Source organism: Microcoleus sp. Pol1C5 (assembly GCF_036701115.1).
In the GTDB taxonomy this organism is placed as follows: domain Bacteria; phylum Cyanobacteriota; class Cyanobacteriia; order Cyanobacteriales; family Microcoleaceae; genus Microcoleus.
In genome coordinates this window covers 68828-87946 of record NZ_JAUBQE010000027.1, presented here as the reverse complement: position 1 = coordinate 87946, position 19119 = coordinate 68828, and the positions used below count along the sequence as shown (strand labels likewise).

Genomic DNA, 19119 nt, shown 5'->3' with positions numbered 1-19119 from the left:
CGCTGGGTTGCAAACAATAGGGAGTAAGCTATGCTCTACGCTTTGATTAACAACACTGGAATCCACCGATTAGAAGTGGCAGAAAAGCTGGAACTTGCCGACCTGCAAAACCGAGTAGGCGTCGAAGGTGAGGAGGCGTTAATAGAATACGTGCGCGATCAATTCACAGACCCCAACATCGATTTAATTTGCGACGAAGAGTTTTTATGCAAGGAGTTACCCTTAACCTGCATTACCAACCGAAGGATTGCTCTCTGCGGTCAAGTGATTGCTGCTGCATCTACGGATGATGGCGAAACAATTGGGTTGACCGAAGCTCAACTTAAATTAGTGGCAGCTAATCTGACTGTGGTTGTCATGCTCTAATAAATTCTGCCTCAAGTCCGCACTTGGGGCAACTCCATTATTTTAAATAATAACGCATAACTAAGTAACTAAAAACTCACAAAAATTAAACAAAAAAGCTATCGCAGTGGGTGCAAACAATTAGAATAATAGTAAGAACATCATGCCCAGAAAGAAGACACAATCACCAGCGCCCTTAGACGTTCCTACTTCCACTGAATCGCTTGAATCTACGCCCCAAACGCCTTTATTGGATGCCCTGTGCGCTCAATTGCTAGCAGCCTCAGAGCAGGGAATAGAAGCGCTGACCATGCTAAAAGCTCAACTAACAGCACAGCACGACACTCCCGAAACTGCTGAATCCGAATCAATCGTGCAGCAAGCGTGGCAGCACATGAATCCAGAACAGCGCGCTCTTATCTCCAGCCGCTGCGAAGTTCACCGAGCCAAAGAACGAGCGCGCGGTAAATCGCTGCACCAACTCACCGCCGAACTTGAAGATTTGGACGAATTAATCGACAGCATCGAAGGTGAAGAAATCGCACCCGAATTAGAAGAAGCAGTGCAGCAACTGCTCGAACAGCGGGATGATACCTACGACCAATGGCTCATCAAAATAGACAATTACTGCGCTGCCATCACCAACCGCCATGCCACTAGCAAACAGCGCAAAGCTGAAGCAGAACGCCTGAGCAAACTAGCAGCTAACGGCAGCAAACGAGTCGAGTGGATGAAGGCACAGCTCAAGAGTTGTCTCGAAGCTCAGGGTATCAAGACACTAAGTCTGCGCCGCTTCAATTTAACTATCAGCAACAACGGTGGAGTCTTGCCCCTCAAACTAATTTGCGAAGCAGCAGAACTTCCTCCCCAGTTTCAGCGCATTGAAGTATCAGCAGATAACGGAGCTATCCGCCAAGCTTTGGAATCAGGAGATATCGAAGCTCAAAAAATTGCTTATTTTGCAGAGCGAGAAACTCATTTGAGAGTGCGATAGTTACACTAAAAGCATGAAATTATTAGTAAATTTGAGACAATATTTTCATGCTTTTATGTTAATACAAAAACATACTTTTAAAAATAATTGCTATCCCTAGGGTGAAAACAACAGCAAGTTAGAGGTGATAGTATGCACTGCTATTTAGGGTTAAATTGCGCTCAAATGGGTTTAGATGAATGCGGTGAGTGCATCAACGAAGAACTTTGCCGCGAATACACAAACCCCTGGAATCTTTACGAGATAGTGCTGCTCAAAGGATTGCCGGGAGCCGTGTATCTGTGCTGGCACAGCAGAGATGCCAATACCGAATGGACGAACGAACAATGGGGGTTCAAGCACCTGAACAACTGCGATTGGCTGCTGTACTGCACCGCATCATTAAACTCTTTTGACCAGTGGCAGCGCGCCTATTACAAGCTTTCTAGTCTCAAGAATACCACGTACGTCCGCAGTGAGTTATTTGATGAGTTTGAAGGCTTGAGAAAGCAGGTAGACCTGGAGTATAGGAAAGGACAAGAGAGCAGCGCTCTCATTCTCTTTGAATAACAGGAGGCAGGAAAATGACCAGAAAGATTCACAATCTCCTCAGAAAAGCTCGTTTTGTGAAATGCCGCAATCCTTGCCATCACGAAAGAGGCTACACGTTAAAGCATCATAAAAATGCAGCCCTCATCCAAGTTTACTTTGACTCGTTTGAGTTGTTAGATGAAGCAGATCGAGTTTTGCAAAGCCAAGGAATAAAGGGGGTGAAAAGCTTACCTGATAAAGCTGAAGGTTGTTTTCTTTCTATTCTATTAAACCAGGAGCCATCATCATGATAAGAACACAATTCATCGAATTACCCGTACCAATGCCACCCATGTTACCGTCCATAATTGGAATCAGCAACACTCAATACTTTGCTCTTTACTATCAAGGAAGCAAAGCCACATGGAGCAACGGCAGAGCAATGGCTACGTTCAGTTACTACACCGTGTACGCACCTCTAATCGAACACATAAATCTAACAATTCACTTAGAACCCTACAACTTAGGCTCTGATGATGAAGCACCAGAACACGCTATTTTATGCGACACTGTTCACTATAAAATGTATGTCGGCGCGTACCAAGAAATCGATTACTTTCTCTTACAGCAGCATCCCCATGAGCCGTCCCAGTTGACCGCCCAAGAGTTTGAAGAAGCCGTGAAAGGGGTGGAAAGTATTACCTTAGAGCAGATGCAGAAGTTGGGAATGTTCGAGATGTTCGGCAACACCAATCCCCAAGCACGTCAACAATTAGTGCAGTGGCTAGACCGACAAATCACCGAAGAATTGATTCAGCAGTACATCCAATCGGCTAATCGGGGTAATGGGACAGCAATAATGGCATTAGAAACTCTCCAGCGTAGAATCTCAGAAGCTAAGAAACACCAACAGCAATTAGAGAAAAATTAAATTATTGATGCCGGGGAAGTATCAATATTACAGCCCCAGCACGGGTATAAAACACACGGATAGTGTAGCAAACACGGAGTTAGCCCATGAAAGAATTTACCTGGAGGGATAAAGCAATCCGCAGCATTGCCAGCGCTCTGTTAGAGTACGAAGCTCAATGCTTGCTCGTGGGAGAACCAATAGAAGGGAAAAGCGCTAAGAAATGGATATCGAAGGAGCGATTTCCCTTCGGCTTCAGACAATACACGCCCTACAGGATATGGCTCCAAGAAGTTGCCAAGATTCCCTCTTTCATCAGTACGGGATGGCCGGCCGCATCCTATCCGGGTTGGCGCAACGGGTTATCACAGCGCAATCAAAGATGCAAAGCCGTAAGTACAAGTGCGGGGCAACTTAGTTTGTTTGATGTCCGAGCTTTCCTGAATGGCTGATCTTTCCTAAACCTATTTAGCAGGGGGGTCGCATCAGCCATTTATGGAGATGGGGTGAGTCCAGGCGAACAAACGATCGCTAATCTTTTTCTACCGCTACATCACAACCCTTGTGTTTTCTAGGTTTACGGCGTTTGCCACCAGAATGGGGATTGCAGATGGGGCATAACAAACGGTTGTTATGGCGCTTCTTGAGTTCCCGTTCCCGACTCCACCCCCCGCGCCAAGTCCTCACCAACACCAACTCCCGTCCCTGTTCCACCGCAGCTTTGGTGATTCGCGCTCCTACTTTAGATTGATGTTCCATCAAACGATCGCCTACGGGTTTCTTAGTGCTGCCCAAGTAGTGGGATGCCGTACCTCTAGAATTGCTCAAATTACCGATAGCGGGTTGCCAGTGGATTAAATAACAACCGGGTTGATTCTGATTCATCGCTTTGATTGATCTTATTTGCAACCAAAGCGTTAGCTCTTTTATTGAAGTCAATTAAGTGATTGATTATTCCACCTTTAAATGAATCATAAAACATTAAAATAATGGCTACCGCTTGGGGTGAAACTAGCGAGTAATTGCCATGATAATTCAACCCGACAAACCGATTCCGCTACCTCAGCCTTACCGCATTCCCTTAACTACCAAAAGCATCGAGCTGCAATGCTGTCTCGAAGTTGCAGCAGACTCGGATGACGAGTGGATTATTCCAACACCGATTTATGCCATCGGTCAAAAAGTATGGCCGATCGCCCCAGATTTACCAGTTGAAGATTGGGAAGAAAAGCGCATCTTCGGTATCGAACTCTACGCCCCCCGGTGGCAGCACGGCTCTTTGATGGCTGAACCGATTTGGTATTACGGAGTCAAAGCGCTCACCGGGCAGGGAGAAACAAAGTGGCTGACCGAGGACAAAATTACCCAAACTCCCCAAGCCTGCGATTTTGAATCCGATTATTTCTAACAGCATCAATAACCAACAAAGCTCCCAAGTAATTGCTAGCGCTTGGGGTGCAACATTACCAAATAAAGTAAACCCATGAACATCAGAACAATCGCCGTGGTGTATACCCGTAAATTCAACTTGCTTAACTTCAATTCAGTTGATTTAAGTTGCTCGTTATGGGCGCAAATAGACCCCGAAGAAGATGAAGATTGCTGCATCGCCATCTTGCAAGACAAAGCAAGAGAAGCCGTGCGTTCCGAGTATCACAAAGTGAAAACCAATCAAGGCCCCGTACCCACAGTTAAAGTAAACGGCGCTTTTGTTGAAGATTTCATCCCAGAAGGTGAAGAATATGGAGCGCTTGTGGTAAATCCAGCACATCTCCAATAACGCACAGATTGATAGAAAAAAACAGCCCCAAGTAAAAGTTTATTGGGGCTTTTTCACTATCAACTATCAATAACAAATGACCGATGAAAGTGAAAGTAAAGAGCTTTCGCTTGGGTGAAAAATAGGAGGTTTTATCATGGCTAAGAAATCTGAATCTAATGTTCAATCCGATGCTGATATCCAATCCGATGCAATTCCCATCTCCGAAACAGTAGAACCTACCGTAGAGCGCGATGAGTTTGCCAGCCCTGAATTCGTTGACCCCGAAGCTCGTTTGCCGCGCATTCAAGCAGTGCGGGGAGAATCGAATTTAGAACACTGCGGCTACTTCGTAAGTGCGGATCAGATGGCACAAGCAGGTTGGCTAAATTTCGACGAATCCCAGCTCATCGAGTACGCCTTCAATTCAGGTCAAACCGAGCAGGGAATCCTGATAAAGAAACCCCGAATAATTGTCTGCCCCAAGACACCCGTACTCGCCTTTGACCGGGATGAAAGCGAAAAACTGCAGCAGACAGTCATCATCGGTTTGTACGATCGCGCTTGCAAGGAAAACGAGCGCATCAGCAACATTCAGTTGTTCCAAGTATTCTTGCTCAACTCGGACAACCAACCGCTGCATTCAATTCCGTTGAGCTACAAAGCCAAGGGTGCGAATCAAGCTAGTTTCAGCCAACACTGGCAGCAATTTTGTGCGGAACTTACAGCTTGTCACGCCATCGAAAACCGCATTGCAGCAAAACCGAAAAACGCTTTATTTAAGAGCCTGTGCGTGTTCGAGTTTGAGGTAGAGCGCCAGATAGTCGGAGAGAAAAAGAAATCGGCTTGCTGTTACGTTACGTCGCACACAAAGCCCACCCTAGAAACTTGGAAACAGCACTTCCTAGGTTACGACCAACACGTTAAAGCATGGACTTGGGAAGCTCTAGAACCCGATCGCCCTTTGACCATCCCCGCGCTCCCCGAATTTTCATCATCTGGGCCCTTAGCTTTATGTGAGAGCTAATCCTCACTTTTGGGGAATTGAGTAACTTCGATTCCCCAAAGCTCAAACACTAAAAAAGCACAGGAAAAAACCACAAAACGGCTACCGCAGCGGTGAAAACAACAATTACGAGGTACACTATGGCTCGCACAACTGTGAAACAACCCCAACTCCCGAACTTTGATGCTGCTTTTGGTGAGGGTTTTACCGTCAAAGATTACTGTGAGAAAGAGTGGGAAAGCGCGTACTATGCCATCCGAGAACTGCAAGGACGAGCGCTCAGGAAATCTAAAATAGCTCAGGGCGATACCTTCTCCTGGGATGCCTACAAAGCTAAGTTTGCAGAGGTATTTGGGACTCCCGAAGACAAGCGCTTTACTCTCGAACAACTGGTGAGTTATGCTACCCAAAAGTGGGGAATGAACTTGGAGGAACTCAAAGCATACAACCGCCGTTCTTGGGAAAGGCGGAATGTGGAAGTCAAGGTATCGGTAATTCCCAACTCTGTAAAAACTCCCCAAACGCTCAAAGATGTTAGTTCTTGGGATATTACGAATCGGGTAACAGATACTTGGGCAACCGATGAGATTCCCTACTAATTGAATCGAAGTGATTGACTCTTACTCCCAGGCTCATCCTGGGAGATACAATTGTATGAATCGAATCTATTCATCACACGTAATGCAACCCAATGCTACACCGCCACAAAGCAGCAATCAACCGCCATAAGTTATCGCGACCTTGCCAAAGAGCCATTGATTTTGGGTTCATCACCCCAGAAACTACAATCACCGATTACGGTTGCGGTTACGGGCAAGATGCAGAACGGTTGAGCGCACTGGGATATCCCGTAGTCAGCCGTTACGACCCGTACTACTTCCCCGATTCGACCCCATTGTCCGCTGATGCGGTAATGCTCAACTTCGTATTGTCGGTAATTGAAGATCCAGCAGAACGCGAACAAGTGTTGGTTAGAGCGTGGAATTTAGCTCGTAAGTACCTGATAGTTGGATTGCTATCGGGTAAGGCAAAAGAGTCGGCATACCGATTCAACGACGGCATCATCACCAAGTGGAGTACCTTTGAAAAGCACTACTCTGCTACCTCTGGAAAAGCTTACCTGCAAGCAATACTGGGATGCGATTTAGTGCGCCTAGAAAACTGCATTTGGGCTATTCCCAAGGTTCCATCTAAAGTCCTAACCGCTTACAATACTCCGCCATCAGAACTTCAGCGCTTGCTTGCCAATTATAAGAAACAACGCTATCGGTTGGGGTGTCAAACTTTACTGCCCCAAGGCGCTTACATTGAAGATTATTCACCCAGTAATAGCGATCGAACTTATTACCGATTGCGCTCTCCCAATCGAGATTTGCCGGGTAAAAAGGGCAACAGCTTTGTAGTGCATCTGGGAACGGTTGAGTCTCCCGAATTCAAGGAAGCAGCTAAAGCATTGCAGCGTAGGGAACAATTGGATTTCCTTACCTCCCGAATCGATTACATCCAGCAAGTTCTAAAAGAACCGGCACCCACCGCGACTAAAGTTACAGTGGCTCCCCAACCCGGTTTCATGGCTCATTTTTCTATGGCGCAAATGGATTTGTCACCCCCTTCCACGTTTTAGGAAGGACAGACCAGCGCCCCGGTCTAACTTGCTTGATGCCGTATTTCCCCTTCATATTCGGGTTCTCTTCCAGCATGGCTAACCTCTGAAGCGCTTCCTCAAACTTGTTCCCCCATCCCCCGCTGCTCCTGCCGCCCATCCTTACCGGCTCCTTCTCCCTCAAATTTACCCGTTGCCCTTTCCCAAAAGCTGGGAGCCCATATCCAATGGCGCTTGGTACACTGTTCCTTGATTTTTTTGCCGCCTCCCACTACCAAAAACACGATTTCCTTCGTCCCTGCCCGCTGGCACGCCATTTCCCACTGGTCTAGGTTGTACAGGAAGTTATCGCCGCATCCCCTAGTCGAGTATGCCCTCCACCCTTTAGGGACTCCCAACAGTTGCCACTCGGCTTGTTCAGCAGCAAAGTTAACATCCACCCAAATCCGAATCGCTGCTTCTGATTGCCAAACCCGGCTCGTCCACCGCTTGGCATAAATCAATCCCATCAGGTAAGCCAGGGGCGTATTCAAGTCGGTGCTGAAATTCAATTCGCAGGCTGCCTTGGGATAAAGGGCGGGCAATGCCATCGGATTCGACAGCAGTTGCGTAAATTTGTAATCGTCCTGGTAAAAATGGAAAGTTCCCGTAGTTCCCCGCTTCTTGGCTTTGCTGCCCCAAGCGTCCAGGGGAAGCTCCAAACCCGTTGCCTGCCATTCGGGCATCAGCATGGGTACGTCCCAATCATCGGCAGGGAATACCAAACCCCCCGCCCGCAGCAGCTTTCTCTGCAACTTTCCCGCTTCAGTACGGTCGCTCCCAATTGTTTCTGGCTTTGGATGTAACATTTCTCGTTCGCCCTGTACTCAAGTTCTTCCACACCCTGCTTCAAAGACTCCAAACCAACTCCATTGATGCTCCCCCGCTCTTTACAAGTTGCTGCAAACATTTCAAACCAACATCCTGGATGCTCTCTTGCTCTCCACAAGTTGCTGCAAATACCCAAAACTAAACTTCACCGATGTTATTTTCTATGTGGTAATAATCGAAAGTTTTGAACACAGAAGAAAACAGCTCGTTTTCAATCACAACAAGCGTTTGAGAAAGCGTAAACTGTCCTTTTTTTACCTTCCAGATGTTGGCTGTTTGCAGAACAATCATCAATATTTTAGGACAATTACAGTCAAAGCAGGGGTGGATATTGCGCGTGTCCCCGCTTTAAGAGTGTTTCTGCACCAACGATCGCCCCTGGTGCTGTGGGCCTCACGGTTGTCGATCGCGATCGCACTTTTTTGACTAACAGAAGCGGTTATCATGCACGGTCGCCCGCTGCCATCCAAAGCACTTGAGAAACACATCAGCGCTGGCACAAGCGATCGCACTTGAAATTCAAAAGGTTGCTGCGCTTTGGTTTCGTTGCCCCCCCCTGCCCCCTCGGGGGGAGACACTCCTCGGAAGTTCGGGGGAGGATTTCTAGCATGAATGCGAAATTGCTCCCCCGAACTTCCTCGCAAAAGCAGTTGCTTCGCTTTTATTTGTTTGGGGCCGCTCGGGCCGCTGGGCCGTCACTACATTTGGCAGTATACAGAGGCGGTCGGAAACGGTGCAAGGCCTCACGCACGCTAACTCCGACTGAGCAAATAGGCTTCACTAACAAACTGCAAGGAATTTTCACAGTCTCACTAATCGAATAGGCTTTACTAAGTGTCAGTAAGGCTCGAAGACTCGCCAACTGACACTAACTAAACCGTATTCGCTAAGTTCGGCGTGTGAAAATTTGCAGTTTGTAAGCGAACCGTATTTGCTAAGTCTCCGTAAGCGTCCGAGAGCAAGTAAGAGTTTGCAATCGTTAGACTCGCTAACAATTGGGACGTGCCGCCGACAACGATTTTTTATTGCTGCTTGGGTGTTGTCGGCGGCACTAAGATTTCAAGCGCCGCCAACAAATTTTTTTATTTTATTTAAGCGAGTTGGCGGCGTCTGAAATCTTCCCAATTCTAACCTCTTCTAAGCGAGCAAACTCTAAGCCTTGACCTAAGCAAGATTTTGTAAGGCTCGGCTCGCAGACAACTTCTAAGCTAATCGGGTAGCTGGCAGTTTTGTAAGCTTCGCGCCCCGTATCAAGTAGCAGTAAGGCTCGAAGACTCGCCAACTGCTACTAACCACAGGGCGAGAAGCCAACAAAACGGTCGCAGCTACCCGATTAGCTAAGAAGTAGATAACCGCTCGCGCAAGCCTAACAAAATCTAACTTTTCCTCGCTCCCCTGTCTCCTAAAAGTGTAGTGACTGAGGAAAAGAAGATGCTCAAAGTAATCATCGCCGGTTCGAGAGATTTCAACGATTACGAATTGCTCGAAAGGTTGGTGGATATGTACCTCCAGCGTTATTCGACCGACCAGATAGAAATAGTATCTGGAGGAGCGCGGGGTGCCGATCGCCTGGGCGAACGCTACGCCCAATCGCGGGAAATGGCGCTCAAGGTAATGCCCGCAGATTGGAATCGCTACGGTAAATCAGCGGGTTATCGGCGCAACAAAGAAATGGCGCAGTATGCCACTCACTGCATTGTTTTCTGGGATGGGTCGTCATCCGGAACCCAGCACATGATTGACCTAGCCAATCAATACAACTTGGCTGTCAGAATCGTGCGCTATCGTTCACAAAATTGCCCCGATCAAGGCATTAAAAGGCTCGCGAATAAGAAGAGAAAAGAAAAAAGGAAAGTAAATAAAACAGCTTTCGCATTCGGTGCAAACAGAATTCAATTTCAGGAGACAAAGACTGTGAGCTTCATCAATAAATCCCAACTCGGAATCTACGCGCCCCAGGCTTCAGAAAAAGCGGCAATCGGTGCCGAAGCGCAAACCGCTATCAAGGATGCGCTTTCCACCTACAAGAAACTCTACTACGGGTTGAGGCAAACAGCTTGGCTGAACCGAGACAAACGGGCCACCTTTATGGATGCTAAATCTAAGGGAGAATTAGAGCAATTCATCGTCGCACCGGGCTGCCGCCAAAAAGACGGTTCCTATTCCAAAGATGAATGGGATTTCCAACCCCTGAATAAATACCTTTGGGAGCGTTTCTGCACCCACTTCGAGGATACCTTTGGCTTAGAACGCATCCAAGAATTGACCAAGCTCAAAGATTTGTTAGCCGTTACCGAAGAGCTGCTTTCAGTAGCCTTAGACGAATGGGGACACCGCATCCTCGAACGCATTGAAGATGAATCGTCAGAATCTCTAGAAAACGTAGCGCGGTACACGAGCGACCTTCCCAACGGCATCAGAATTGAAGCGGATTTCCGAAATCCCAACAAGCGGACGATCGCCGTCAGTGCACCCAACTTCTCGAATATCCCGGACGTGCTGGTCGAACAAATGCGGGGCGATACTTGCTGGCAGGGAAGGATTTACTTCGATACCGCAGGAGCCACCGCGCTCACATCCAAGTCGGCCAAACTCCTTGGTGAAATGCTCGAACTGGCCGCCAAAGTGAATGCGGGCATCAAGGAATTTATCGCAGCACCGGATTTCTTTCTAAGTCTGGAATCCGCCCAAGCCCGCAAGCGCAACCTCCAGCGGGTGAAGGCGAGGCTGCTCGAAATCAACGAGAACAAGCTGACCCTGCGCCAAGTGGAAGCGCCCGAACAGCAAGCAACCCGCCGCATCAACGAAGCAATAGACGCGGCCGAGAATGCCGGCCCAGAAGAGTTTGAGGAAGCTCGGAACCAAGCCAACCGCATCAAAGCCCAGAATCCCAAACCCCAGCAACCGCAACCGAGGTCCTTGAAACGGCGCGCTGCCACCCTAGACGAGGTTAGTGAATGGATGGAGCGCAACGTCCATTTATTGGGAATGGAACCCGACATCGATGCCGAACTCGGAATCAAAAGCGTAAAACAATCCAAACGCCGAGTTAGTGAAGCTGACCGAGAGTAAAAGAGTAAGCGCACTCTCGAATAACTGAGCGGTCGTACTTACAAGCGAGTGCGATCGCTTTTTTTCATGGCAACAACCCTAATTATCGAGAACAAAGAAATTCTCAGAAAACAGCTACCGCAGGAAGTGTAAACAATACGAGCTAAATGCCATGCGCTATTCACCTGATTCTGGATTTACGCTAACTGAAAAACTCATCATCATCGCAATCCTCAACATCTTGTGCGTTATTGCAGTACCCGGATGGATTGGGTTTATGAATTCCCAACAAGTTAGTGTAGCAAACGATCGGATTTATTGGTGCTTCCAAACAGCTAAATCCGAAGCTCGACGTGAAAGATTAATCATGGAGTGCCTGATTCGACAAACTCCCCAGGGCATCGAATATTCAGTGAACCGAGTTGATGCACCTCCCCAGTGGCAAAGTGCGGGCATCGACCCAAAAGTCACGATTAAAACTGCCACGTTCTACTACGATAAAAAAGATGGAGCCTATCGGATGCAGTACAACTGGCTCGGTGTGAGCAACGGACGCTTGGGTCGCATTCACCTAGTCAAAGAAAATGCCGAACGCTGCACCGTTGTCAGTACCCTGCTAGGCTCCATGAGAACCGGGCGTAGGGGCAACTCTTCCAATCCCTGCATCTAATCAAAAGCCCGGCGTGCCGAGAGTTTGTGCGCTGGGTGTTTGGGTGCATCCGCATAGCTAGATTGCCCAGCAATCCTCAATTAAATTGGTGCATGGTTACATAGATTAGGGGATTGCTGGGAATAATAAAAGCCAAAGATTAACGCTACATTATTACCCATAACAACTCAATAAAAAGGCTATCGCAGGGGGTGTAAAACTAGAAACAGGAATCCTAATTTCCATGCTCCTAATTAGGTTAGTGCAATCCATAGCTCTATTGTTACAGCAAGAATTAGCACAATACATCGAACCAGAACCATCCCTCACACTTTACTTAGCTCAACTAGAACTCCAGCACGAAATAGAATCGGATTACTATTATGCCTGTGGAGGCTGGTAATCACTGGAGTTGGGCAGCGGTTGCATTACACCAAGCTTCTCCCGTTGCCCGAATTTCCCCATTATTTTCAGGTTCTGGTACACAGAGCTATTCGTTGTGTTTCGGTGATCTGGCATATAAAGATAATCTTTGTGTTTCTGTGCACTCGCATATCATCAATCAAGAAGAAGATATTTGTGGTGTTTGTGCACTCAAAGCTATGTACTGCGTTTCGGTGTTTGTGCTATCCGAGCTATGGCTATGTTTCGGTGCTCCCGCATACTAAGATACTCGCTGTGTTTCGGTGTTTCTGGATATCAAAAAGATATTTGTGGTGTTTCTGCACTCAAAGCTATAAGCTGCGTTTAGGTGCTACCGCATACCAAGATACTCGTTGTGTTTCGGTGCTAGCGCATACAAAGATTCTCGCTGCGTTTCGGTGCACTCGCCCACTAAGTTCTTCTGCGTTTGGTATTCTCAGAATTGCTCTCTCTAACGTTACTTTGATGCTCCACCAACTTAATCTTTAATCCAGGTTATTACAGTTTGTTACAAAATCATTACTTCAGCCAACTTGGATTTGTTTAGAGCTAAGTATCATAGAGCACATGGTATTAGAAATAAAACTCAAACTCATCCCTGATATCGAAACGGGCATCATCGCTCACCAAGTTTGTTGCACTGGCGTGCTGCATACGGGTTTGGGTAAAGCAATTGCATCCGAGTGGCCGTTGGTGGAATCGGAATATCGACGCTTCTGCGGCCCCGATGCAGGCGGAAAGCGGTTTGTTCCCGGCAAGATCCAAATGATTCGGGTTAGCTTTACTCCAGAGCTTTGGGTGTGCAGCATGGCGGGTCAGAACTTGCACGGCAGCAAGAAACGCTACACCGATTACGGTGCCCTGGCGCTTTGTTTGTCCAAGCTTTACGGTAAATCCTTGGAATTGGAACTAACTCCTTTCCTGCCCTACAAACTCGGATGGTCCGGGGGTCGGGGCGAGTGGAGCGTCGTGCGTTCTCTCATCGACCAACACTGCCCCAATGCCATCATCTGCACCGATTAGTCTAAACCTCCGTTAAGGTCAACTTGGACGTAAACAAAGCAGGAATCGAAGATTCGGTACTGAACTGGAGAAAGTAGACTCCCTGCTCCAAAGCTGTTGTCAAGTTGCTCGAATATCCATCGCTCGAATCCACCACCACGCTGCGGCTAGAGTTGACAATTGCTGCGATGGCATTGTCGGTTACTAAATTCACTTGTACGGGAACGTTCACTCGAAATCTCGCCCAGTCGGTGATGTCATCCCCGCCAATGCTTTCAGCGATGGTGGAAACTCCGGTGCTGTTCTTGCTTGCGGTACCCTCGTTCCAATCCGCACCCGTCAGGATATCTCTGCTTTCCCCGCTTTTGGGATTCCTGCGCTTTTTCGCTAAGGTTCCCATGTTCCACGCTCTACTTTGCTTGTCGCTCATGTCGCTGTGCATTGGTTCTCATTCCTATTTGGTTTGTGGGATACCGCTAAGTAACAAAATACACTGGCTTTACTCATTTTATGACAGTGGAATGACTGAGTTAAGTGCAGGGTGAATTCCAGTTCGACATTCCGGTTGATGTGTGGATTTTGTGCGGTGTATAGTACATATTATGTAAATCTGATATTAAAAAACTACAATAATTCCAATGACAGCAGAACTTTCCACCAAATGGCGGCCCGAACAAGTTTGTGAAGAGCTAAGTATCGGATCGTCTACGTATTACAACAGATTGAAGCACCTGGGAATTGAGGCAAGCAAGGATGCGGATGGCCCGTATCTCAACGCCGAGCAAATGAAACTGATGGAGGAGTTGAGCGAGCACATCCGACAAACCGGGAAGATGCAGGGATTCGGCGGTGGGGGTCAGCTAGCGCTATCGGAAAGCTCGGGCTTGGCATCGGCGTTAGAGATTCCGATGCAGCCGGACATACCCGGAAGTGACGATGATGGGGACGGGTTAGAAGAGTTAATCCGGGAAGCAGCCGAACTCAAGGTGCAACAGGCGGCGATGCCGGAACTCATCAAGCTTCACCTAGCGGCGGGGATGACCGAGGATGATTTACCCGCTGACCTCAAAGCAAAACTCCAAGCGGTGAGGGATGCAGCCAACCCAAAGCAGAGTGCCGCATCAATAGCCCAACAACTGTTGCAGCGGCACCGCAACAAGAACCAACAGAAAAATCAAGAAACGAAGTAACCAAAGTCTGCGAAATCCTCCGCAGCGGTCACTGCTGCATCGTCACCGGGGAACTAGGCACGGGATTGGAAGATGTGGCAGCGGGCGTTGCTCTGGAATTGGCGGGGGAGTTCTCCATTGCTACGGCTACCTATAAAGGAAGCGGCAAGAAATTCTTTCAGCAATTGGCAGAACAACTGGATATTCCTACCGAAATGGAGGATGACAAAGGCAAAGTTAAACAATTGACCGTAGACCAACTTAAGGAGGAAATCGAACTCAATCTTCCCACTGATGCCTTGTTGATTTTGCCCGAAGCCAAGCGCCTCACCACGGGGATTAGATTCTGGTTGGAGGATCTAATCGAAGCTGGTTGCCGCGTTTGTTGTTCTGCGGTGACAAATCCCGGACGCGATATCTTCATCAAAATGATCGAAGTTGAACTTGAATTGCCGAGCGACCGCACCATTAGATCCGCAATGGAAGATGAAGCTGCAAAATTGGGTTTGAATCTCACAGCAGCTCGGCTTTCCCAACTGCAACCGCTAGCGGGGAGGAATCCGATGTTGGCGAGAAAAGTAGTGAGGCAGGAGAAACACGGCATCAATCCAACAGTGGAACACCGCCAGTATTTGGTGATGATGCCGATCATTCTGGCAGGATTGTTTTCATTTGCCGTGATTCGGTATGTGGGAATGGGAACCGGTAACAAGAATTGGCAAATCTTTGGTGGCGTTGTATTCACTGTGGCGATGGCTGCCAAACAATTGGGGCGGGTTGAAGGAGCTAAGAAGAGGTTAGGACAATGATTAAAGGGATTCCTGCCACCGAATCGCATAAACTTCACCCCGGGCAGTGGGTTAATATTTACGAGCTTACTATGACAGGCGGTGCTGAGTTTTATGACTGCTGTCAAATAGCAGATTTAGATTTAGACGAACCATCCGAATACGGTTTAGAGCTAATAGACGAAACCGGAAAAGCTATGCCTCTGGGAGAAACTTTGAAATGATGGCATTAACTCACAGCATCATCGCAGCAGCGGGAACGAGCTTGATTTTGACCACTGCCAATCCTTTGCATTTAGCATTAGCGATTGCCGGCAGCCAACTACCCGATTTGGATACATCGACAAGTACCGTCGGTCAAATCCTGTTTCCGATTAGCAATTGGATTGAGGATCGCTTTCCCCACCGTTCGGTTACTCACTGCTTTTTGGCAACTTGCGCTTTGGCTGCGGTATCTTTGCCGCTTTACTTTTATGCAGATTGGAAAACGTGGCTTTCTCTACCCTTGGGACACTTCCTGAGCTGCTTCTCCGATGTATTCACCAAACAGGGAGTGCAGTTCTTCTGGCCCTATCCAACTTGGTGTATATCGGTTTCCAATCCCAACCGGCGCTTGCAAACTGGAGGCACTGGTGAATATTGGGTGTTAGCTATTGCCACAATTACGTTGATGGGAGCGCTTAAGCTAAGCGGAATGGGCGGCCCGACAGCATTGGTGGGGAATTCCCTCGGATTGCGCTCGAATGCCACAGAGATTTATCAAACTAATGCAGCTTCTTACCACGTTTACGCTCGGGTAAGCGGCACCTTTGCCAGCGATTCTAGTTCGGCCGACGGCAATTATTTTATAGCAGCGGGAGAGGGTAACGAGTTTGTGGTGGTAAATAAACTGGGAATCTTCAAAACCGGAACCAATATCATCACCAGCCGGTTGACCGCCGAAGTCGGTAAACCCGCAGCAGCATCGGTTCAAACTATAGAATTTGACGAAGAAGAATTTGCCATCGCCCCCATTCCCGATACTCTTATCTTGCTTGCGGGTACGCTCACAGTTGATGACCCGCAATCGATTAAAATAGCAATCAATCCGAAACAGTTAGAGATTGCCAAACTAATCGGTGATAAAATAACTTTTAATTACTGTCCCCTAGAAACAGCTATCAAACTACTGAACGGACAATACATCACAGGTTCCCTAGAAGCCAAGATATTTAGCCCTAAACCCGATTTTTAAGACAAGCCTATGAAAGAATATATAGCAACTGCATTGGGAGCGGGAGTTGTGGGATTCTTGCCTTTCCTCAACCTCAACACGCAGCCCAACACGCCAACACCCGCACCCATACCCCGCTTACAAAAACAACCGATTATTCAGCTACAGCAATCAACTAAACCAGGCAAAAGACACCGCATTCAAGTACAAGTAATCTCCCTCAACGATTTAAAGATTGCTGAAGGAGCGGAGGTAGCAGCCAATCAAATCATCAGCGACCGCACCGAAGAACGCGAAAGTTTGGAAGCGCAGCGCAATCAAATCGATATCAGCATCAAGCAGCTATCCGCTTCTATGAGCCAAGTAGCCGAATTACCTCCACCTAATTTTGCAGTGCAAGAAGCCGCCATCGCGCGCATCAAAAGCGAAATTGAATTGATGAACGGCACACCATCCCTACCCGCAACACCAGCACCTTTTTTCAGGTTTAAGGATGAAAAGTTAAGGAATCTTCTGGAACCCGAAAAGATGAATAAAGTGGCGGAGAGTATCAGAACAGAAGCTTCGGAACGAGCTAAGGTGAGCGAAGCCAAGGCTAAATTAGCGCTCGAATTGAATCAGGCAATTGCTGCCTTAGATAAAGCGCAAAGCGACCAACAGCACCAGCAGTACCAGCATTCACTCAACCTAATCCGCCAGCAATCCGAGATGCAGAGGCAGCAGTACCAAGTAGCCAGCTTGGTAGCTCAAAAACAGGAAATAGAATCGAAACTGCGAGAAATAACTCAGATTAAATCCCCCGTAGCGGGCAAGATACGCCGCATCACAAATTTAGGTCAGAAGGATAGGCAGATTAACTTGGAGGTGGTAATTGATGTTAAGTAAAAGCTATCGCAACTGCACAGTTACTCTGCAAGAAGTAGGTTTTTTAATTCAATTTCCTTCAGGCAATAAAGTATTGATTAAAGATGCCAAATCCTTTGCAGATTGCCAGAAGTGGATTGATCGACAATTGGCACACTTGGCAATAGAAAAAGCGTTGGGGAATCAATAAATGCACAAGTTCCTCAACGCCTTACCCCTGTTAGCCATCGCAGCTTTGATTTGGTTTCACTTCCACCAACCCAACAGCGACAATAAACCCAAACTAGCAAAGCCACCGAGCGAAACACAATCTCTGCGCTGCGAGGTAGTTAAGAACTCGATTTACGACGGCGATACTTTTCGAGTTAAGTGTGACAATCGCGAACAAAAGATTAGACTGTGCGGCATTGATGCGCCGGAAGTCAAGCAACCCTTGGGTATCGAATCTCGGAATTACCTGCGTTCTCTGGTTGCCCAAGCACAAGGTCAGGTCATTGTTATTGAGATGGATCGGGATAAGTACGGTCGCAGTGTCGCTGAAGTATTGCTAGAGTCACCGTCAGGCGAACAATCGGTGCAAGAGGAAATGCTCAAAGCGGGTATGGCTTACCACTACAAGCAATTCAGCGCCAATTGTCACAACCGTGAGGCGTTCGATATCGCAGAAGAGATGGGGCGAACGCAGAAGCGGGGAGTGTGGAAGCTTCCCAATGGCGGTCAGCGTCCTTGGGATTATCGCAAGCAAAATCAGAGCTGACACACGCCAAGCAACGGTATACACCAACGTTATCGGGAGCAAGGGAAATAGCAGGAAATATGGCTGCTTTCTAATGGTGATAAACAACGGTAAAATTATCCTCACTCAAAGCGTTAAATAGGGTTGCGAAATTGTTGTTTTGCCCAATCAAATAGTTCGTCGTAAGTGGAATAAGCGCACAGTATCCGTGACTTATCGCCTTTTTTTCTCACGGCAATAACTTTACCTCTTCTATCTTCATAACCGGGCTTTCCGGTTATTTCTTCTAGCTCTAGTTCAAAGAACTTAAGCGCTTGAATGAATTGGGAAATCTTATTGTCTTCCATGAGTTAATATATCTTTAATTTAATTTGTTAACCGTGAAACTGGATACATTTTACCTTGTCCATTGTATCACTGGATAAATTTGAAGATTGATCGACACTTGTTGCAGGGAAATGTATCGGAGTTAGACTCAGTGAAGCTCCATACGTCAAAGAACTGAATTCGCTCTTTACACTACACTGCTGTAAGGTTTTGTGCGAGTAAAGCCCCGTTTAAAAGGGGCATAATTCCTAATTCCCTTTTGGGGTTTACTCTTCAATTATCTCCAAAATTGCCTCAATGTCTGCGAGTGTTGCCGTTGATTTTTTACGCTTGGCTTTCAGTCTGTTTAGTAGGTCAGCAGCCTCTGGTAGCTCAATTTCAGGAGGTGGGGTATGGTACAGTTCAATCCTCATGTCACTCACTAAATTCTGTAAGCGCCTATTCTCAGCCTTTAACCATGCCACTTCTTCGGCTCCAGTCCTTGTGTCATGCGATTGAGACTGTTTTTTTTGTACTTCAAAACCACCATACCTATTTCGTGTGTCACGCGGTTCAACGGTAACGGTGTTAGTCACGATATCAGACACGTCCTTTGTGTCACGCGGTTCAATACCTTGGTCGAGTTGTCGGGCATAGTCGAGAGTAGCGTTAGCCAGGGCGATCGGAACTCGAATCGTGCGAGTCGGGCCGTTTTGCCAAGCTGCTTTAAAGCGGGAATCTTTGATTGAATCTTCGTATCCTTTGGGGTTGGGCATAATGGTTGAATCCAGTGTGTCAAGCGTTTCATTTGGTATAGCAAGAAAGCCCAATAGTGTCAAGCGCGTGACACACGACTCTTTGGTGTCCTCAGCCGGACGGGCAGGCGGCTATTTTCCGACGCTCTTCTAATTTTGTTCACTT

At 47.4% G+C, this 19119-nt stretch carries 28 protein-coding genes; 22 read left to right on the top strand and 6 right to left on the bottom strand.

From position 1 onward, the window contains the following. Positions 1-30 precede the first annotated feature (30 nt). The 6 genes from QUA23_RS16630 (at position 31) to QUA23_RS16605 (ending at position 3211) form a co-directional block, all read left to right on the top strand. Positions 31-366: a DUF3846 domain-containing protein gene (locus QUA23_RS16630; protein WP_333077051.1), complete on the top strand. Its 336-nt coding sequence runs from the start codon at positions 31-33 to the stop codon at positions 364-366. 142 nt (positions 367-508) lie between these two features. After that, positions 509-1339 (top strand): siphovirus Gp157 family protein, encoded by an 831-nt coding sequence (locus QUA23_RS16625; protein WP_333077050.1) that lies wholly within the window; start codon positions 509-511, stop codon positions 1337-1339. A gap of 132 nt (positions 1340-1471) precedes the next feature. Beyond that, the gene (locus QUA23_RS16620; RefSeq protein WP_333077049.1) at positions 1472-1888 is read left to right on the top strand and encodes a hypothetical protein; all 417 of its coding nucleotides are present in this window, start codon (positions 1472-1474) and stop codon (positions 1886-1888) included. A gap of 14 nt (positions 1889-1902) precedes the next feature. After that, entirely contained in the window at positions 1903-2160 is a 258-nt protein-coding gene (locus QUA23_RS16615) for a hypothetical protein (protein ID WP_333077048.1), read from the top strand. Beyond that, the gene (locus tag QUA23_RS16610; RefSeq protein ID WP_333077047.1) at positions 2157-2780 is read left to right on the top strand and encodes a hypothetical protein; all 624 of its coding nucleotides are present in this window, start codon (positions 2157-2159) and stop codon (positions 2778-2780) included. Before QUA23_RS16615 ends, QUA23_RS16610 begins: the two co-directional genes overlap by 4 nt. Before the next feature lie 86 nt (positions 2781-2866). Next, positions 2867-3211, top strand: coding sequence for a hypothetical protein (locus tag QUA23_RS16605; protein ID WP_333077046.1), 345 nt, complete (start codon positions 2867-2869; stop codon positions 3209-3211). A 79-nt stretch (positions 3212-3290) separates the two neighbouring features. Here the strand turns inward: QUA23_RS16605 and QUA23_RS16600 are convergent, their stop codons facing one another. Next, entirely contained in the window at positions 3291-3644 is a 354-nt protein-coding gene (locus tag QUA23_RS16600) for a hypothetical protein (protein WP_333077045.1), read from the bottom strand. Between the two features lie 142 nt (positions 3645-3786). Between QUA23_RS16600 and QUA23_RS16595 the strand changes: the two genes are divergently transcribed. The 5 genes from QUA23_RS16595 (at position 3787) to QUA23_RS16575 (ending at position 7148) form a co-directional block, all read left to right on the top strand. Next, positions 3787-4167, top strand: coding sequence for a hypothetical protein (locus QUA23_RS16595; protein ID WP_333077044.1), 381 nt, complete (start codon positions 3787-3789; stop codon positions 4165-4167). 75 nt (positions 4168-4242) lie between these two features. Next, positions 4243-4539, top strand: a complete 297-nt coding sequence (locus QUA23_RS16590) for a hypothetical protein (RefSeq protein WP_333077043.1) — start codon at positions 4243-4245, stop codon at positions 4537-4539. Positions 4540-4675: 136 nt separating this feature from the next. Further along, on the top strand, positions 4676-5545 hold the full coding sequence (locus QUA23_RS16585) for a DUF5895 domain-containing protein (protein WP_333077041.1): 870 nt from the start codon (positions 4676-4678) through the stop codon (positions 5543-5545). A 119-nt stretch (positions 5546-5664) separates the two neighbouring features. Beyond that, the gene (locus tag QUA23_RS16580; protein ID WP_333077040.1) at positions 5665-6123 is read left to right on the top strand and encodes a hypothetical protein; all 459 of its coding nucleotides are present in this window, start codon (positions 5665-5667) and stop codon (positions 6121-6123) included. Positions 6124-6215: 92 nt separating this feature from the next. Beyond that, a complete protein-coding gene (locus tag QUA23_RS16575) occupies positions 6216-7148 on the top strand; it encodes a DNA phosphorothioation-associated putative methyltransferase (RefSeq protein ID WP_333077039.1) in 933 nt (310 codons plus the stop codon). Positions 7149-7246: 98 nt separating this feature from the next. Here QUA23_RS16575 and QUA23_RS16570 read toward each other — a convergent pair whose 3' ends face one another. After that, positions 7247-7975 (bottom strand): DUF4417 domain-containing protein, encoded by a 729-nt coding sequence (locus tag QUA23_RS16570; RefSeq protein ID WP_333077038.1) that lies wholly within the window; start codon positions 7973-7975, stop codon positions 7247-7249. Positions 7976-8287: 312 nt separating this feature from the next. Beyond that, entirely contained in the window at positions 8288-8575 is a 288-nt protein-coding gene (locus tag QUA23_RS16565) for a hypothetical protein (RefSeq protein WP_333077037.1), read from the bottom strand. A gap of 853 nt (positions 8576-9428) precedes the next feature. Between QUA23_RS16565 and QUA23_RS16560 the strand changes: the two genes are divergently transcribed. From QUA23_RS16560 to QUA23_RS16545, 4 genes are all read left to right on the top strand, one after another. After that, the gene (locus QUA23_RS16560; protein ID WP_333077036.1) at positions 9429-11069 is read left to right on the top strand and encodes a DUF2493 domain-containing protein; all 1641 of its coding nucleotides are present in this window, start codon (positions 9429-9431) and stop codon (positions 11067-11069) included. Positions 11070-11220: 151 nt separating this feature from the next. Further along, complete coding sequence (locus QUA23_RS16555) at positions 11221-11718, top strand: hypothetical protein (RefSeq protein WP_333077035.1); 498 nt, start codon at positions 11221-11223, stop codon at positions 11716-11718. Between the two features lie 223 nt (positions 11719-11941). Beyond that, on the top strand, positions 11942-12100 hold the full coding sequence (locus QUA23_RS16550; protein WP_333077034.1) for a hypothetical protein: 159 nt from the start codon (positions 11942-11944) through the stop codon (positions 12098-12100). A gap of 587 nt (positions 12101-12687) precedes the next feature. Next, on the top strand, positions 12688-13143 hold the full coding sequence (locus QUA23_RS16545; protein WP_333077033.1) for a hypothetical protein: 456 nt from the start codon (positions 12688-12690) through the stop codon (positions 13141-13143). A 1-nt stretch (position 13144) separates the two neighbouring features. Here QUA23_RS16545 and QUA23_RS16540 read toward each other — a convergent pair whose 3' ends face one another. Further along, positions 13145-13564 carry a hypothetical protein gene (locus tag QUA23_RS16540; protein WP_333077032.1) on the bottom strand — a complete coding sequence of 140 codons (420 nt, stop codon included), beginning with the start codon at positions 13562-13564 and terminating at the stop codon, positions 13145-13147. 196 nt (positions 13565-13760) lie between these two features. Here QUA23_RS16540 and QUA23_RS16535 point away from each other — a divergent pair, with 196 nt between their 5' ends. The 7 genes from QUA23_RS16535 (at position 13761) to QUA23_RS16505 (ending at position 17913) form a co-directional block, all read left to right on the top strand. After that, positions 13761-14312: a hypothetical protein gene (locus tag QUA23_RS16535; protein ID WP_333077031.1), complete on the top strand. Its 552-nt coding sequence runs from the start codon at positions 13761-13763 to the stop codon at positions 14310-14312. Between the two features lie 74 nt (positions 14313-14386). Next, positions 14387-15100 carry a hypothetical protein gene (locus QUA23_RS16530; protein ID WP_333077029.1) on the top strand — a complete coding sequence of 238 codons (714 nt, stop codon included), beginning with the start codon at positions 14387-14389 and terminating at the stop codon, positions 15098-15100. Further along, positions 15097-15303 carry a hypothetical protein gene (locus tag QUA23_RS16525; RefSeq protein WP_333077028.1) on the top strand — a complete coding sequence of 69 codons (207 nt, stop codon included), beginning with the start codon at positions 15097-15099 and terminating at the stop codon, positions 15301-15303. Before QUA23_RS16530 ends, QUA23_RS16525 begins: the two co-directional genes overlap by 4 nt. Beyond that, on the top strand, positions 15300-16313 hold the full coding sequence (locus tag QUA23_RS16520; RefSeq protein WP_333077027.1) for a metal-dependent hydrolase: 1014 nt from the start codon (positions 15300-15302) through the stop codon (positions 16311-16313). The genes QUA23_RS16525 and QUA23_RS16520 overlap by 4 nt, the downstream gene beginning before the upstream one ends. Positions 16314-16322: 9 nt before the next feature. Next, positions 16323-17177: a hypothetical protein gene (locus QUA23_RS16515; RefSeq protein WP_333077026.1), complete on the top strand. Its 855-nt coding sequence runs from the start codon at positions 16323-16325 to the stop codon at positions 17175-17177. After that, positions 17167-17346 (top strand): hypothetical protein, encoded by a 180-nt coding sequence (locus tag QUA23_RS16510; protein WP_333093892.1) that lies wholly within the window; start codon positions 17167-17169, stop codon positions 17344-17346. Before QUA23_RS16515 ends, QUA23_RS16510 begins: the two co-directional genes overlap by 11 nt. Next, entirely contained in the window at positions 17347-17913 is a 567-nt protein-coding gene (locus QUA23_RS16505) for a thermonuclease family protein (protein WP_333077024.1), read from the top strand. Between the two features lie 113 nt (positions 17914-18026). On the opposite strand, the gene QUA23_RS16500 is transcribed toward QUA23_RS16505, so the two are convergent. Both QUA23_RS16500 and QUA23_RS16495 read right to left on the bottom strand, forming a co-directional pair. Next, a complete protein-coding gene (locus QUA23_RS16500; RefSeq protein ID WP_333077023.1) occupies positions 18027-18239 on the bottom strand; it encodes a hypothetical protein in 213 nt (70 codons plus the stop codon). A gap of 246 nt (positions 18240-18485) precedes the next feature. After that, positions 18486-18974, bottom strand: a complete 489-nt coding sequence (locus QUA23_RS16495; protein WP_333077021.1) for a hypothetical protein — start codon at positions 18972-18974, stop codon at positions 18486-18488. Positions 18975-19119: the final 145 nt, after the last annotated feature.